At 57.0% G+C, this 15,923-nt stretch carries 12 protein-coding genes; 5 read left to right on the forward strand and 7 right to left on the reverse strand.

All coding sequences use genetic code 11. The features are described from left to right. Positions 1–325: 325 nt before the first annotated feature. Both ACQZ5F_RS18730 and ACQZ5F_RS18735 read left to right on the forward strand, forming a co-directional pair. Positions 326–1,300, forward strand: a complete 975-nt coding sequence (locus ACQZ5F_RS18730; protein ID WP_448730965.1) for a Gfo/Idh/MocA family protein — start codon at positions 326–328, stop codon at positions 1,298–1,300. Beyond that, positions 1,293–2,282 carry a Gfo/Idh/MocA family protein gene (locus tag ACQZ5F_RS18735; protein WP_448730689.1) on the forward strand — a complete coding sequence of 330 codons (990 nt, stop codon included), beginning with the start codon at positions 1,293–1,295 and terminating at the stop codon, positions 2,280–2,282. The genes ACQZ5F_RS18730 and ACQZ5F_RS18735 overlap by 8 nt, the downstream gene beginning before the upstream one ends. A gap of 356 nt (positions 2,283–2,638) precedes the next feature. Here the strand turns inward: ACQZ5F_RS18735 and ACQZ5F_RS18740 are convergent, their stop codons facing one another. The 7 genes from ACQZ5F_RS18740 to ACQZ5F_RS18770 all read right to left on the reverse strand — a co-directional run bounded on the left by ACQZ5F_RS18740 (position 2,639) and on the right by ACQZ5F_RS18770 (position 9,806). Beyond that, on the reverse strand, positions 2,639–3,610 hold the full coding sequence (locus ACQZ5F_RS18740) for an ABC transporter ATP-binding protein (protein WP_448730690.1): 972 nt from the start codon (positions 3,608–3,610) through the stop codon (positions 2,639–2,641). Further along, positions 3,607–4,623: an ABC transporter ATP-binding protein gene (locus tag ACQZ5F_RS18745; protein WP_448730691.1), complete on the reverse strand. Its 1,017-nt coding sequence runs from the start codon at positions 4,621–4,623 to the stop codon at positions 3,607–3,609. Before ACQZ5F_RS18745 ends, ACQZ5F_RS18740 begins: the two co-directional genes overlap by 4 nt. An 8-nt stretch (positions 4,624–4,631) precedes the next feature. Next, positions 4,632–5,549, reverse strand: a complete 918-nt coding sequence (locus ACQZ5F_RS18750; RefSeq protein ID WP_448730692.1) for a dihydrodipicolinate synthase family protein — start codon at positions 5,547–5,549, stop codon at positions 4,632–4,634. Between the two features lie 22 nt (positions 5,550–5,571). Continuing rightward, positions 5,572–6,441, reverse strand: a complete 870-nt coding sequence (locus tag ACQZ5F_RS18755; RefSeq protein WP_448730693.1) for an ABC transporter permease — start codon at positions 6,439–6,441, stop codon at positions 5,572–5,574. Position 6,442: 1 nt separating this feature from the next. Beyond that, positions 6,443–7,402 (reverse strand): ABC transporter permease, encoded by a 960-nt coding sequence (locus ACQZ5F_RS18760; RefSeq protein ID WP_448730694.1) that lies wholly within the window; start codon positions 7,400–7,402, stop codon positions 6,443–6,445. A gap of 88 nt (positions 7,403–7,490) precedes the next feature. Continuing rightward, positions 7,491–9,077 (reverse strand): ABC transporter substrate-binding protein, encoded by a 1,587-nt coding sequence (locus ACQZ5F_RS18765; protein WP_448730695.1) that lies wholly within the window; start codon positions 9,075–9,077, stop codon positions 7,491–7,493. Between the two features lie 21 nt (positions 9,078–9,098). Continuing rightward, positions 9,099–9,806 (reverse strand): FadR/GntR family transcriptional regulator, encoded by a 708-nt coding sequence (locus ACQZ5F_RS18770; protein ID WP_448730696.1) that lies wholly within the window; start codon positions 9,804–9,806, stop codon positions 9,099–9,101. A 224-nt stretch (positions 9,807–10,030) separates the two neighbouring features. Between ACQZ5F_RS18770 and ACQZ5F_RS18775 the strand changes: the two genes are divergently transcribed. The 3 genes from ACQZ5F_RS18775 (at position 10,031) to ACQZ5F_RS18785 (ending at position 15,923) form a co-directional block, all read left to right on the forward strand. Beyond that, a complete protein-coding gene (locus ACQZ5F_RS18775) occupies positions 10,031–11,569 on the forward strand; it encodes a putative N-acetylmannosamine-6-phosphate 2-epimerase (RefSeq protein ID WP_448730697.1) in 1,539 nt (512 codons plus the stop codon). A 94-nt stretch (positions 11,570–11,663) separates the two neighbouring features. Beyond that, the gene (locus ACQZ5F_RS18780; RefSeq protein ID WP_458575412.1) at positions 11,664–12,830 is read left to right on the forward strand and encodes an N-acetylneuraminate epimerase; all 1,167 of its coding nucleotides are present in this window, start codon (positions 11,664–11,666) and stop codon (positions 12,828–12,830) included. Between the two features lie 276 nt (positions 12,831–13,106). Next, positions 13,107–15,923, forward strand: coding sequence for a S8 family serine peptidase (locus tag ACQZ5F_RS18785; RefSeq protein WP_448730698.1), 2,817 nt, complete (start codon positions 13,107–13,109; stop codon positions 15,921–15,923).

Here is a 15,923-nt window from a genome sequence, read left to right on the forward strand (position 1 = left end):
CGTCGAGCAGGAACCAAGCAGATGCCGACCTTGTTCCGCGCAATGCCGATCAGAGCTCGACGGGGCGGCACGTTCCATGTCGTAGTATGCGGCTTCGCGAGGCTCGGGCCGGAAGACGGAAAACGTACCAACTAAGTGCCCGATCGAGGTGTCTGCAGTGAGCACGGCAGCCGGACAAATCGGAGGTCTTGCTTTCTGCGGACGGAGAAGTCTTTGGGAGTACTCTGTGCGCCCAGCCCGTGACGCGTATCGATTAAACAACTTGCAACGGAGCTCTCGATTGGATATTGGTAATCCACTTATCCTACATCCTACAGGTGGCTTTATGAACGTATCTTTTCTAGGTGTCGCGCATTGGCATTCGACGATGCATGCCGAAGCTGCCATCACCAATGGCGCGGTAGTCGGGGCGGCATGGGATCCGGACCTTGATGCGGCTCGTGCTTTCGCGAAAAAATTTGGCTGTCAGGTCGCGACAAGTCTAGAAGGTGCTCTTACGGGTGCCGACTTTGCTGTGGTCATGGGGCGACCCTCTGAAATTGCTGAACGTGGACTGGCAGTTATCCAGATAGGTGTGCCACTTCTTATCGAGAAACCGATAGGCGTCTCCGCCGCCGCGGCTGAGCCATTGATCGCAGCCACTCAGCGAAATGGTACATTTGTCGCTTTGGCGTTGCCACATGGATTAGGAATGATGGCGGCCCTACGCGACCTTGAGAAGGAAGGGCGGCTCGGGCCAATCTCACACTCGCATTTTCGCCTGATCAACGGACCACCGCAGCGTTACGTCAACGACGGTGTGTCATGGGTGCTAGACCACAAAATTGGTGGAGGAGGGGCGTTACGAAACCTCGGCATTCATGGGATAAACGGCTTTCTCGCCCTTGCAGGAAATCAAACCGTTGAAATTGTCAGCGCTACGATGGGACGCCCCCTGCACGGAACAGAGGTTGAAGATTATGCTGCCGTGGTTCTGCGCGCCGAAGATGGGATGATCGGACTTGTGGAGGCCGGTTATACCTTCGCGTCGATGACGCGTGGCATCTTCGAATGGCGCGTCTCGTCTAAAAACGCGACGCTAAGTGACTGCGGCGACCACCTTGGACTGTCGACATTGGATGATGGAGGCAATTGCGCTCTTCCCGCAACACCTCCGGCCCGCCGCTATGATGATGTGATGGCGGACACGCTACTGCGCTTTTCAGATGGCCGCCCGCCCGCCGTATCACTCGCGGACTGCCAACGCGCTATGGAAATCATTGATAACTGCTACGCACAGAAGGGAATTCAACATGCTTAAGGTTGGCATTATCGGCGCTGGCCACTTCGGCGCGGCGCACGCCGACGCTTTGCGCTCTGTCCCCAATGTCGAGCTCGTTGCTGCTTGCCGTAACGATGCCGAAGGCCTCAAAGGCTTTATCGATCAGTACGGTGGGAAGCCATATTTGGACTACCGCGATCTGCTTTCGGATCCGAATGTTGAAGCAGTCGTAGTCGCACTGCCGCATCATCTACACACTCACGTTGCTATTGCCTGCGCGGAAGCCGGCAAGCATATAATGATCGAAAAGCCTATTGCGCCGACTGTAGCAGAATGCCGTGAAATCTTGGCAGCTACCCGGAAAGCGGGCGTCACGATTATGCCGGGTCACACAATGCGTTTCTCGCTACCCTTTGTGGCGGCAAAAAAGATCATCGATTCTGGCGAATTGGGCGCCATGCGTTACGGTTCCAGCCGCATGATCAAGCTGTGGATGGAGGAGAACCGGCGTGACTGGCACCTGGATCCCGCAACTGGCGGCGGGATGTTGTTTACCGCGGGCATCCACGCTCTTGATCGGTTACTCGCCCTTGCAGGTCGTCGCGCGACCCATATCAGCGCCATCACATCCACGACGTTTCACCAGCAGAAGGCCGATGATGCAGCCCTCCTGCTCGTTCGCTTCGGTGATAGCGCTGCGGGCCAGGTAGCGAGCATCGGCTATACCAACGGCGCATTCATCTCAGGCGATGAGTTGGTGTTCGACAACGGCGTCCTAACCGTCGACTTCTTCAAAGGTGTTACGCTCGGCCGGGATCTCAAGTGGCATCACATTGATGGGTCTATCGAGCCGGACGTTCCTGAGCGTGGCCTGATACGCCAATGGAAGGCCTTTCTGCATGCGGTTTCTACCGGTAGCCCGCCTCCTGTGACTGGTGAGGACGGCATGCATGTGGTGGCGTGTATTGAGGCCGCGTTCAAAGCATCGCGCGAACGACGTGAAGTGGCGGTCGAGACGTAAGTCGGCCCACCTCGTCTGACCAAAACCGCTGTCAACAGATGGTAATCGCCCCGGTTTACCGATCAAGCCTCGCTACTTGATCGGCGAGGCCTCTTACTGCGCACTCGTCCGCCCGAAACCCACGACCGAACACTTCATGTTTAGGATGGTTCGATGCTTCGTCTGCGCCGGATATCAGCGAACGAGGCAAGCATAGCTCGATTCAACCGCAAACCTTTTCACGATTGGCCGTCCACTGTGTTGTCGCTGCTGAAGCCATAAACCGCAGAAAAGCTCTTGTGGCAGGCACATGCTTCCCTTTGTGATCGGGTCGCACGGTTCACCGCCAGCGTTGATGCGGAATAAACCGCAAAGAGCTATGCCAATCCGAACGTCGGTAGGTCGTCACGGATACACGCCTTGAAATGTCCTGCCGTCACCTCGCGCAGCAGCGGGACAGTCGCGGCGCAGGCACCGATCGCCTTCGGACAGCGGGTTCGGAAGACGCAACCGCTCGGTGGATTTGCTGGACTAGGAATGTCACCCTTCAAAAGCTGACGCTCGGACTTTGCGCCGCGATCGGGCGATGGGATCGCAGACATTAGCGCCTGCGTATAAGGATGCTGGGGCGTTGCATAGAGAGCTTCAGTCGAAGCAATTTCCATAATCCGACCGAGGTACAGCACGATAACGCGATCGCAGATGTATTCCACAACGGCAAGGTCATGGGAGATGAACAGCATGGTGAGCCCAAGCTCCTGCTGTAAGTCGCGCAACAGATTAACCACCTGTGCCTGGATAGAAACGTCGAGAGCAGAAACAGGTTCGTCGGCGACGATAAAGTCGGGAGCAAGGGTTAGCGCCCTTGCGATCCCGATCCGCTGGCGCTGGCCGCCCGAGAATTCATGGGCGTAGCGGTTCATAGCATCTTGAGGTAGCTCGACCTGTTCCAACGCTTTCCTTGCCCGCAAGAGCCGTTCCGCTTTGGTACCGATCTTCTGAATGCTCAATCCCTCGGTGAGTATCTCCCCGATAGTCATGCGAGGAGAAAGTGACGCATATGGATCCTGGAAAATGTATTGCATGCGCGGACGCTGCCGCCGCATCTCACGAGGTGACAACCGCGTCAGATCAGTGCCATCGAAGCAGACCTCACCTGCTGACGGCTCGATCAAACGGAGAACCGATCGACCTATAGTGGTTTTCCCGCTGCCGGATTCCCCGACGAGTCCGACCACCTCACTCTTCGAAATGTCGAACGAGATATTCTCCAGGATTTTTAAAGTCCCATTGCGAGTTTGATAATGCTTGGCGAGTCCACGAACGGATAGAACAGGGCGAGGGGTCATGCGGCAATCTCCTGCCAGCGGATGCAGCGAGTACGATGGGTTTCGCTGACGGTTTCTAGCTCGGGCACGGACGCTCGGCAGGCTTCGACAGCGAGCGGACAGCGCGGGGCAAAAGCACAGCCAGTCGGCATATTGGCGAGGCTAGGAACCATCCCAGGAATCGCAGGCAACCGCTTGCCGTTGCGTTTCATCTCGGTCGCTGTCCCCAGGCGCGGCATCGATTTGAGCAGCCCAATCGTATAAGGATGGCGCGGATTTCGGAAGACGTCTGCGACCGGGCCTGTTTCAACGATGCGGCCCGCATACATCACTGCAACCCCATGAGCGATCTCCGCAACAACGCCAAGATTATGAGTTACAAATAAAATCCCCATCCCTCGCTCGCGTTGAAGAGCCTGCATGAGCACGAGAATCTGCGCCTGAATCGTGACGTCGAGTGCTGTTGTCGGCTCATCGGCGATAAGCAAAGTCGGATCGCAAGCAAGAGCCATCGCAATGGTCGCGCGTTGCCGCATGCCGCCAGATAATTCATGGGGATATTGACCTGCGCGACGTCGGGCGTCGGGAATGCCAACCCTTTCCAGAAGGCCGACCGCCCCCTCAAGTGCCTCGCGTCTCCCAGTGCCACGGTGCACCCGCAATGACTCTGAGATTTGGTCGCCAATTGTATAGACCGGGTTGAGGCTCGTCATAGGCTCCTGAAAAACCATGCCAATGTCATTGCCCCGGACACGGCGCATCTCTTCCTCGGAAAGGGTGACCAGATCCCTGACCTGTCCATCCTTGCCACGGAAAAGCATTCTGCCGGTGTCGATCGAACCGACCTTGCGCGCAAGCAGACGCATTACCGATAGGCTTGTCACGGACTTGCCCGAACCCGACTCGCCGACCAAGGCGATAGTTTCCCCAGGGTGAATGACAAGATCGACGTCATTGACCGCGGCGATCTCCGTGGCGCGAACGCGAAAGACGGTTCTGAGGCCCTTGATCTCGAGTATAGGTTCGGGATTCATCTGTAACCTCAGTTAAGAAGGCCGACGGAACGCAAGATCTCCTCGACCTTGCTTGTCTCTGCGTCATTTAGGGGCGCGCGTGGACGTGCCATCACGTTGGTGGCGATAATACCCAGGCTCCGCATCGCCGTTTTGAAGCCGCCAACGCCGCTCGCGCCACCGCTGACACGCCCAGCCGCAACCCAGACAATCTCGAACAGTCTGCAAAGGCGCTCTTGTTCCTTGCGTGCTGCATCCCAATCGCCGGCCTTGGCGTGGTTCCAAAGCCTCACGTAACCGGCTGGATCGACGTTCGCGAGGCCAGGTACGACACCATGCGCACCCATGCTCAGGGCGTTATCGACGACGATCTCCGACCCCGTCATCAGGAACACGTCTTTATTTCCGGCAAGGTCGTTGAGTGCATAGCGGAAGTCGCCATCTTGGCCAGACGAGTCCTTCACGCCAATGATCGTGCCTTCATTGGCAAGTGTTACGACGGTCTGACGGGAAAGTTTGGTGTGGACGCAAACCGGTATATCGTAAGCGATAAGAGGAATGTCGACGGCATCGCGGATCATTCGGAAATGATCGATTGTCTCGGCTTGGCTGGTAAGCGTGTAGAAGGGAGCCGTGACGACCACTGCTTCGGCCCCTGCCTCTTTGGCAGTGCGAGCGTGACGTATGACGCGATCGGTCGTCGGATCGATCACTCCAGCGATAACTGGGACGCGGCCATCGGCCACTTTCACAGTATGTTCGAGAATTTTGCGACGTTCAGCGTCGTCGTAAAATACGACCTCGCTTGTCGATCCAAGCGCGAACAGGCCATGGCAACCGTTGCTGATGAGGTGGTCGAGAACGCGAGTATAGGAGTCATAGTCGACCGAGAAGTCTGCATTTAGAGGGATAACGACCGGAGGAACGACACCGAAGAATTTGGACATGTTTTTACTCTTTCAGGGTTAGTTAAAGTTCGGAGCGAGGATCGAAGGCATCCCTCAAACCGTCGCCGATAAAGTTGATGGCGAGGACACCGAGCACGAGGGCGCCTCCTGGGAATAGCCATTGCCAAGGATATTGCTCGAGCACCGCAGTCGATCGGGCGGCGTTCAGCATGTTGCCCCAGCTCGCGGCTGGCGGCGGTATTCCAAGACCGAGAAAGGACAGTCCGGCCTCAAGAAGGATTGCGTTGGCAACTTGAAGTGTCGCGTAAACGACGAGGATATCGATCGAATTAGGCAAGCCGTGCCGGAACAGCAGATGCCCCACGCCGGCGCCCATCCCGCGCGCAGCCATAACAAATTCACGTTCGCGCAACTCCAGCAACCTAGCTCGTATCATGCGTGAAAGAACTGGCCATGAGAGCAATGCTATGACAAAGACGGTCGACCAAATCCCAGACCCCACGATTGAGGCCAGCACGAGCAGGAAAATGACCGGCGGCAGCGTCATCGCCAGATCCACAGAGCGCATTGCAACTGCGTCTGAGACGCGTCCGCCAAATGCAGAAATGGCGCCGACGAGAAACCCGATGGCAGTGGATAGAATGACTGAAGAGAGGGCGACCAGCAGTGAAATACGACCCCCTTCAAGCGTCCGGGCCAAAACGTCGCGTCCGACCCCGTCCGTTCCAAACCAGTGTTTCCAGGTTGGTCCGGCATTCATGGCCAACAGATCAATGTCGTTCGGCCGATAGGGGAGCCAGAGAGGATAAGTCAAAACTGCCGTGAGCAATGGAAGGATAAGCACCACCCCAAACAGCGCAGCATTGTTATGAGTGAAGCGGTTGGCGGCACGGGCCAGCGGGCCGGAGGAGGATAAGGTGAACAGGCTCATGTCAGGCTACCTTGATGCGCGGGTCGATGACGGCATAGGCAAGGTCAGTCAGAATGTTGACGACTATGACGCAGGCGCCGATAACCAGCGTCGCGCCCATGATGATAGGATAGTCGCGAGTCTCGACGGCACTTATGAGCAACAATCCCATGCCCGGCCAATTGAAGACGCTTTCGGTGAAAATGGCGCCGCCCACAGCAAGACCGATGGTCGAGCCGATTAAAGTGACGACGGGTAATAGCGCGTTTCGGAGCGCATGTTTGGTAACGACCCAAAAGTCCTTGACCCCTTTGGCACGCGCAGTTCGAACATAATCCTGGTTCAAAACTTCGAGCATAGAGGCGCGCATGTACCGCATGATCAGCGCCGCGTGGCCAATCGAGAGCACAAACGCTGGCAGAATGAGGTGATGCAAAAGGTCACGAAGCGAAAACTCCGTCGCGGGCGTCAGCATGCCACCCGATGGCAGCCATTTCAGTCGCACCGAAAAAAGGTAAAGCCCGAGCAAAGCTGTCAAAAATGCGGGACTGGAGATTCCCAGAAGTGCGAGCACAGAAAACGAGTAGTCGGGCAACGAATTGCGGCGCACAGCGCTCACGATGCCGGTCGTGATACCCACGATAATCGCAATAAGAAGCCCTGTCCCCATCAACAGGAGAGTTGGGCCTATGCGTGATGCGATTAGACCAGCTACCGTCTCGTTGAAACGCTGTAGCGAGTGGCCGAGATTTCCCTGCAAAGCCTGAGACAGCCACGCCAGATATTGAACCGGCAGTGGGCGGTCGAGCCCCAGCCGTGCGCGTAACGCGTCCATGGCTTCTCGTGACATGGCAACATTGGGATCGATATACGCGTCGATAGGGTCGCCCGGCGTAAGCTGTAAGAGCACGAAGATCAGCACCGTCAGTGCCAGCAACATGCCGAGCCCAATCATTATACGATGGAGACAATAGCGAAGCATAGGAGATACGCACCCTTTCCAGGGAGTTCCAAACACGTCTGAGATTTTCGGGGCAGCCGTTAGGCCGCCCCAGAGGAGGAACCAGGGCCTATTTGGCTATCGACCACTTTTCAGGATGGGCTTGGTAGGGTCCGCCGGCTGGCGCAGGGATCCAGACGAAGTCCTTCAAGTTTGCCGAAGCCACACCGTAGCGATTAGCGACCCACATGGTGCCCCATGGAAGGTTAGCGTTTGTCGCCTTGCAGACATCCCGGTAACGGCTGTCACTCTTGCTTGCGTCAGTCTCAGCCAACGCGGCATCGAGTGCGTTTGTAACCTCCGGCATGCGGATATGCATGAGGTTCGAACCGGCTGGCGGAATCTGCTTTTCGTTCAGCCCGATATTTATGTTCGAGGCGTCCGGCCCATTTTGGAGACCGGCGTAGATAAGGGGGAAATCGCCCGCGTTCTTAGACTGTGCATAGACGATCGAGTTGTAAGTCGGCGTATCAACAGCACGCGGCACGATGTTGATTCCGACCTGGGCGAGCATCGCCTGCATGGCCGCGAGCACATTTGTCGCGAGTGGTGAGGTGTAGTAGGTCAAGATCGTGATCGGCTTGTCGCCGTTGATCTTATCCCAGCCAGCCTCAGCCAAAAGCTTCTTCGCCTTCTCCGGATCGTATCCATACGTGTCTATACCTTGCGGTACCAAATGATCGGCGACGTAGACGCAATTCGCGGGCTTCGCAGCGCCGCCGTAGAGGCTCTGGATGATGGCGTCGCGGTTGATCGCATACATGAAGGCTTGCCGGACTTTGACATCCTTCCAGAGAGGCACTTCCTGATTGAAGCCGACGTAATTGACAACAAACGAGTCGCCCTCAATCACCTTGAACGCTTTGTCGCCGCTAAATGTTGTGACGTCGTTTGAATCGACATAGGTGAACTGGATTTCACCCGAGCGAAGGGCCGCGATCGCCGCAGCAGGGTTGGCGAAGTACCGGTTAATCAGCTTATCGACGGCGGGTTTACCGCCACGGTAGTCCGGATTGGCGGTCAGCTCGACATATTGGTCAGCAACGTATTTGGTGAACTTGAACGGACCCGTCCCGATCGGCGAAGTCGACCACCAAGCATTCTTTGCGACCTGCTCGGCCGGTATTGTCGCCAACGCATGCTCGGGAAGCATCATGAGCTTCGTAAGTGTGTCCAGCATGCTTGGCGTCGCGGTTTTGAGTTTCACCAGAACGGTGCGGTCATCTGGTGTCTCGACAGATTCGATCGCGCCGAGACGAGCGGAGAGGACCGAACCAACTTTTTCGTTCTTTGCCAGTTCGATGGTGAATTTGACGTCCTTGGACGTGAACGACTTTCCGTCATGCCATTTTGCGTTTGCGAGTTTGAATGAATAAGTCTTCTGATCGGGGCTGACTTCGAAGGATTCAGCGAGCGCGCCGGTGATGCTTTGGAGCTTGTCGTCGTAAATCACCAATGGCTCGAAATACGTGACAAGCCAGGTGAAGCCGCCGGTGGCCGCCAAGGGGTTGAAATTACCCTGGAAGCCACCTGGGCCGACGTCGAAACCGCCAGAAATTGTGCCTCCTGCTGCCAAGGCTGGCAAGGTCGTGACAGCAAGGCCGCTGAACAGCGTTGCCGATAAGGCGAGCGCCGAGATTGTGGTCTTCAGATTCATGTAGTCCTCCCTATTGTTTTCTCAGGTCTTGTTGTCAGCGATCACCCGATTGATGCCGGCATAGTGATTGTCCAGCCTCTGCTGAACGGCCGCGATATCGCGGGCCTCAACTGCATCGACGATCGCAGCGTGATCGCGCCACGTTTGCAAAGGGTCGACATTCTCAAGATTGACGAAGTCAGAAGCCTTGTAGAAGGCAAGCCAAAACACCTCGAGCAATCCCAGCAACGTCTCATTGCCCTGGCAGCGGAACAGCAATTGATGAAAGTGACGATCTTCGTCAGGAAAGCTCTCCCCGCGTTCGGCACGTTCCTTCATCTTATCGCAGGTTTCCCGCAGCTCCTGAATATCGTCATTCCCGATCAGTTCGAGCGTTTGCCCGATAAGACCGACCTCGAGGGTCCGGCGAATAGTGATCACTTCCTCGATTTGCTTGAGGGCGCCACCGAGACCGTAGGCCAGGTTTTCAAGCAGAGGTTCAAACGAAAACGCTTTAACGAACACGCCAATCCCACGCCGCGATTCAAGCACCCCAACGGACTCCAGAGCCTTAATTCCCTCCCGCACCGAGTTGCGGCTGACCCCCAACTGGTTGGCGAGTTCGCCTTCTGGCGGGAGAGGTGCGCCAGCGTCCAGAGAGTTGTCCGCGATGTATGTGCGCAGGCTCTCCTGCACCGATACATGCAGCAGCGGCGCGCGATTGAGAGGTTTGATCGATTTCATATTCATCTCCGGTTGCCTTCTTCAGACTCCGAAACGACAGATGCTCCACATTTATCCACTTGTAGGATATCTGTCAATCGGATATCGATGTTGCCAATAAGTGGTCATGTTTGGTGTAGCCCATATCGCCTTCAACGCGAATGGAAAACTCGATCAGAAGTGATTGTGTCGACACCGCTCATGCCGCTGCAAACATCTTGTGACCCAAAGCATGCAATGCGAGGTGCAAAATGAAACACCACCGAGAAGTTATAGAACGCCTGCGAGGGAAGCTCATCGTATCCTGTCAGCCTGTGCCTGGAGGTCCATTCGATAATCTTGAGGCAATCGTCGCTTATGCGTGCGCTGTCGAAGCGACCGGCGCGTCGGGACTTCGCATTGAAGGTGCAACAAATGTCGCAGGCGTGTCGAAGTTGACGCACATCCCTATCGTTGGCTTGGTCAAGCGCGACCTTACCGATAGCCCCGTGCGCATCACGCCGCTTCTTTCTGACGTTATTGATCTCTGCGAGGCGGGCGCAGACATTATCGCTATTGATGCGACTGACCGACCCCGCCCGGTCGCGCTTGCCGAGTTGATCGCGGAGGTCAAGCGACGGGGTCGGCTGGCAATGGCTGACATATCGACCGAAGCAGAGGCGCGTAGCGCTCTCGCTGCCGGGTTTCACATCGTTGGAACCACGATGTCTGGTTACACGGGCGAAGTGGCGCCCCCAAAGATGCCTGACTTGGAACTGGTTCGAATATGTAAACACCTGAACGCTCCAGTCTTCGCTGAAGGCCGCTACAATAGTCCTGAGATGGCAGGCGATGCGATCCGCGCAGGCGCGCACGCGGTCGTGGTCGGGTCAGCGATCACCCGGCCGGAACACGTGACAGAATGGTTTCGCGTTGCTGTAGAACGGGCTGCGGGAATTTTTGAGCCAATGCTCGCCTTCGACATCGGCGGCACAAAAACTCTCGCCGCCTTGGTTCAAGGAAGTACAGTTATCGAGCGTCGCGTCATCCAGACCCCGTCCGACGTCGGTGGAGAAGACTGGATTGACAGGATCGTCGACCTTACGACGGGATGGAGTGGTCGATATGCTCGCGTGGCAGCGGCGGTTACCGGGCGCATCGAAGGTGATGTTTGGTCTGCGCTCAATCCATGTACACTCGCAATACCCGCTAAATTTGCGCTGGCGAAGGTATTGGAACGTCGGCTCAATTCCCATGTTCATGTTGTCAATGATGCCCAAGCAGCCGCATGGGGTGAGTATCGCTTTGGGGCGGGACAGGGCAAGGATTTGGTATTTCTCACCGTTTCAAGCGGCATCGGAGGCGGCATCGTCCTCAATGGGCGGCTTTTGCACGGCGCGAATGGCGTTGCAGGAAGTCTGGGCCAGGTGCCCTCGAATGGAAAGACCGGATTAACGCGCTTGGAGACCCTTGCATCCGGTTTCGGGATAGGACAGGGGGCGCTACAGAAAGGTTACGAGAGCGATGCACGCTCTGTCTTTGCTGCAGCGCGCGCAGGTGAAAAATGGGCATCGGATGTCTTGGCTGACGCTATAACGCCTCTCGCGCAGGCTATCGTTGGACTGCAGGCCCTTGTCGATCCGGACTGCATAGTGATCGGTGGCGGAGTTGGTCTGGCAGAGGGGTTTTTGGACCTCCTGCGCGCGTCACTCGAGCGGTATCCCGAGGTTTTCAGTCCCGTCATTGTCCCAGCCGAACTCGGCGCAGATGCGGGTGTCATAGGCGTAGCGGACATTGCCAGCAAATCCTAGCGACACATTCGGTCGGAATTGCGCTCTGCAGCATCTACAAATGGAGTATTGCCTTTGAAAGTCTCGTCTAACAATCAGGCGTCAATCAGCGGTCATCACAGGGGCCGTACAGGTAACGACGGGGGTCGCAACGGTGTCTGAGACTTGGCCAAACCTTCCGGTCGCCCTCAAAAGCGGGATTGGAGTGCATGTCGGTAATACCGCCTATGTCGGGCTTGGTACCGCGGGAACGGGTCTCTATGCACTCGACTTGACCAATCCAGTAAACGGCTGGGCACGGTGCGCTCCGTTTATTGGACCAGTTACTTATGGGGCTGCTGCGGCTGCATCCGGTACGCACATACTGATCTTCAGCGGCAACGGGAAAAAAGACGAGGCTGCCAAGTCGCCAATCATATTCGACGCCGTCTATGCCTACGATACGGAGAGGGATGCCTGGACAAAACTCGATACGACGACGCCCGCTGGCCTTTTGGGTGCAAAGGCGGTTGCGCTTAGCGACGGACGAATTGGGCTTATAGGAGGTTTCAACAAGGAACTGTTTGATAGGTATCTGGCCGATCTAAGCGATGTCGACAAAGAGAGAGAGCCGGCGCGCTTCAACGAGTTGGTAAACGGCTACATGAACATGAGACCACTGGAATATCGTTGGAACGACGAGTTCCTGACCTACGATCCCACTCAGAACACTTGGGGGACGCTCGGCAAAAATCCCTATCTCCCTAACTGCGATGCGGCCCTCATCGTCCAAAGGGATGATCGATTCATCATCGCTAGCGGCGAAATCAAGCCCGGCCTGAGAACGCCGGAGGTCAAGGCGGTGGAAGTTAAAGGCCAAATAGCATCCTGGCACAAACTTCCCGACCTTCCGGCCATATCGGGCTCCGAACAGCAGGAAGGGCTCGCCGGGGCCTACGCCGGTCTTGTCGGTGACGACGTTCTTCTCGCTGGCGGGGCTAATTTCAAGGGTTCGCGGGCCAATGCAGCGATGGGTAACTGGTACGCCCATCATGGACTGACAAAGAGTTGGCGCAACGAGGTCTACGTCTTGAGCGATCGGACATGGACGCAGGTAGGAAAGTTACCGATCGGCCTAGCCTACGGTGCCGCAATTGCCGTCTCGGGCGGTCTACTTCTTGTTGGAGGCGAAGACGGTGAAGGAAAGGCAAGGACAGATGTCTTCTTGTTGAAATGGGACGGCCAGCACCTCTCCGTGCGCGCTTGGCCCATAGATGCGACGGGCGATATCCGGTACCGATAAAACACGCGATGCTGGCAATTTTGATGTTTGCACTTCCGCGTGAGTTGAAGCATATTGCTTGAAAACCCCTTCGTTCGAAGGGAGTTGAGCAGGCCACTTCAAGTCTCGGGAACCATGACCAGTACCTGTCCACTCCATTTGAGTGTCGAGGGGGACGCGATTTCTACGTCCGGTTATTCGGGTTAGGCCGATGTCCGGACGCCGGAAGTGACTAAAGGTGTGCCAGGGGCGGCTCGGCTTTGGGAATGCGTGACCTTTGAAGGGGGGGGACTGACTATGTATCAGGGAATCTCGCTGCTACGGCAGCTTTTGGGACAGACGGCGAACGCGGAAGATGTCGATGCATCGCTTTACGCCGCCGAGCGCCTACGATTTGTGCTTGAGACGCCGACCGCCATGACTGTTGTGGACGTGAAGACGTCTTTGACCGAAGTGTTGGGCGAACATGCTTTTTCGATCGAGGCGCTTTTCAAATCCACTAACACCGGCGGTATGCGCTTCTTTGTCTATTCTCCGGACAAGCTGGAACGGACATTACCGGCGGACGCGCTTTTTGCTATTGCTGCCGAGCTGCGTACCGCGCTTTCACTGATTTCCTGCGAACCGGACAGTGGGGAACGCGTGTTCTCAGACCCGGAGCCCGAGCTGGATAAAGTCGCAGAATCGGCAGTTACTGATCTCTATTGCTGGGCACCCGGCGAGGCTCCTTCCGATCACCTTTGGGCTTTGAAGAATACACGCGTCCTTGACGCTTGGGCGCTCGCGCCTGGTAAAGGTGCTGGCATCGTTATTGCCCAGCCCGATACAGGCATTACAAAACACACCGAGCTCGCGGATATAAAAATCGACCGTAAGCGCACTGCCAACATTCTCGAAGGCGGAAGCAACCCGACCGATCCCTTGAAACCCGGCATGGCCAATCCCGGACATGGATCGGGGACGATCAGTGTCGTGGCTTCGGGTGAGGGCGGCCTAATGTCCGGCGCGGCCCCAAAAGCCACATTGGTACCGATCCGTTGCACTGACGATGTAAAGATTTTAAACGGTGCACCCGTCGCAAAGGCGATCGATCACGCCATCAGTGTTGGCGCACACATTATTACCATGAGCTTGGGCGGCCTAAGCAGCCGGGCGATCCACAGCGCTGTCCGTGACGCCGTCGCCCGTGATACCATCGTGCTCGCAGCAGCAGGAAACTGCGTAGGACTGGTTGTTTGGCCCGCTGCCTACAGTGAGGTCATCGCCGTCGGCGGGACAAACGTACTCGATCGCCCTTGGCGCGGGTCGTCGGAAGGAGCAGCAGTAGCATTCGCTGCACCGGCAGAATTTGTATGGCGAGCCGAACGGCGAACGCCGGACGCTCCCACGAATGTGGTGTCTGGCGGACAGGGAACGTCGTTTGCCACAGCGCTGACCGCAGGCATCGCGGCTCTCTGGCTCGACCGCCATGGCCGCGCAAAAGTGATCGCGGAAGCGCGGCGTAGAAGCACCGTCGTGCAAGAGCTTTTCCGCGCCGCCGCGCGGCAAACTGCTCGACGTCCAGCAGGTTACCCTGACAATCTTGGTGCCGGCATCATCGACGCGCGTGCACTGCTTAAACTGCCGCTTTCCGCCATTAACCTGATGAACACCGAGAGCGCACCGTCTGTGTCCGATGGGAATACCGGCCTGGAATCTGCGCTTACGTCGGTTTTCGGGCCTGGTAAACCCGATCCGCAATTCGACTGGGCGGCGCATAGCGCCGAACTGTCAGCGATCCTTTTGGCAGATGCCCGCGCGGGACGCAGCGCGGAGGGCGCTGGTATTGAGGCACGAGCATGGCGCCAACCTTCGGCAGACCTCGCTATCGCTTGTGATCGGGCGACCGACCCAAGGCTGGCCAAGCTTGCTCTTCGAACGGCCGTCGCAGCACCATCGGTTTTCATTCCGCCGGCACAGGACGAGCGCGTGAGCAAGCTTGTCACACGGCTAGGCGTGGCTGCGGTCCGCGGCACAAATGCGGAGAGCGCGGCTGGGCTGACGGTCGAGCAAGCGCAAGCGGCTCTCGACGGCGAGGGACGTAAACGGGTACTTTCGGCCGCTAAGGGTCGGGCACAACATGTCGCCGGCGCGCAAAACCTTATCGACGCGCTGGATGATGGCATGGCCGAGCTGAAGGCGCACGGGGCGAACGCCCGGATCGGAGACGATCGCCTCGTTATGCTTGAGGCACTCGTGGCACTTACTGAAAGGCCCGCGCTTCCTGTCATTAACAGAACCACACCAGACAACCGCGTCGTTCAAACCTATAACGCGTTCGATCCAGCCCTGGGCAAATTCGAAGGCCTTGCTTCTCTTGCGCTACCGGACATGGAGGCTCGGATTCTTCCCGCTATCGGTCGCATCGATGCGGAGGGTAATCATCTTGGCACGGGCTTTGTTGTTAGAAGCGGCCGCGTTCTGACAAATAGACATGTCCTCGAACTCATTGCTGCGCCGGTGCCAAGCAAAACATCACCTCGGAAATGGGTCTTGATCAAAGACGCGACAATAGACTTTTCGCCCAGCGGCTTTGATCCCGGACAGCGCTTCCGCGTGAATGGCGTGTCGTACGCCGGCGCAAATCCGATTTTAAATACGCCGATCAGTCTGGATAACCTCGATCTCGCAGTGCTGGAAATCGAGCCGGTGAATGCGGCCGGTAATTCCCGTCCTCAAGGGCTCGATGTTTCACAGAACGCACAATGGCGAAACGTTGGAAATACGGTCTCCGTCGTTGGTTATCCGGCGCCGCCACAAGGCCTGCCGCGTGATGAGAAAGGCGAGGCGAGGCGGGATGTCCTAGACCGGCTACGCGAAATCTTCGGCCTTCGCTACCACCAGAAATGCTTTAGCCCCGGAGAGGCGATGGTGGGTGGGAACCAATGGGTCTTTCCTCATGACGCCACCACACTGGGGGGAAATTCTGGTTCGGCCGCAATCAGTCTCACGGACGGCCTGCCGGCTGTCGGGCTTCATTTCGCAGGCGATTGGATGCGTGCGAACTTCGCCCACGATCTTGCCAAGGTATGCGGCCTAGCGCCGGAATTAATTGAACTCCTGCAGGAAGGGTAA

The sequence above is a fragment of the Agrobacterium sp. 22-210-1 genome, from assembly GCF_053522525.1.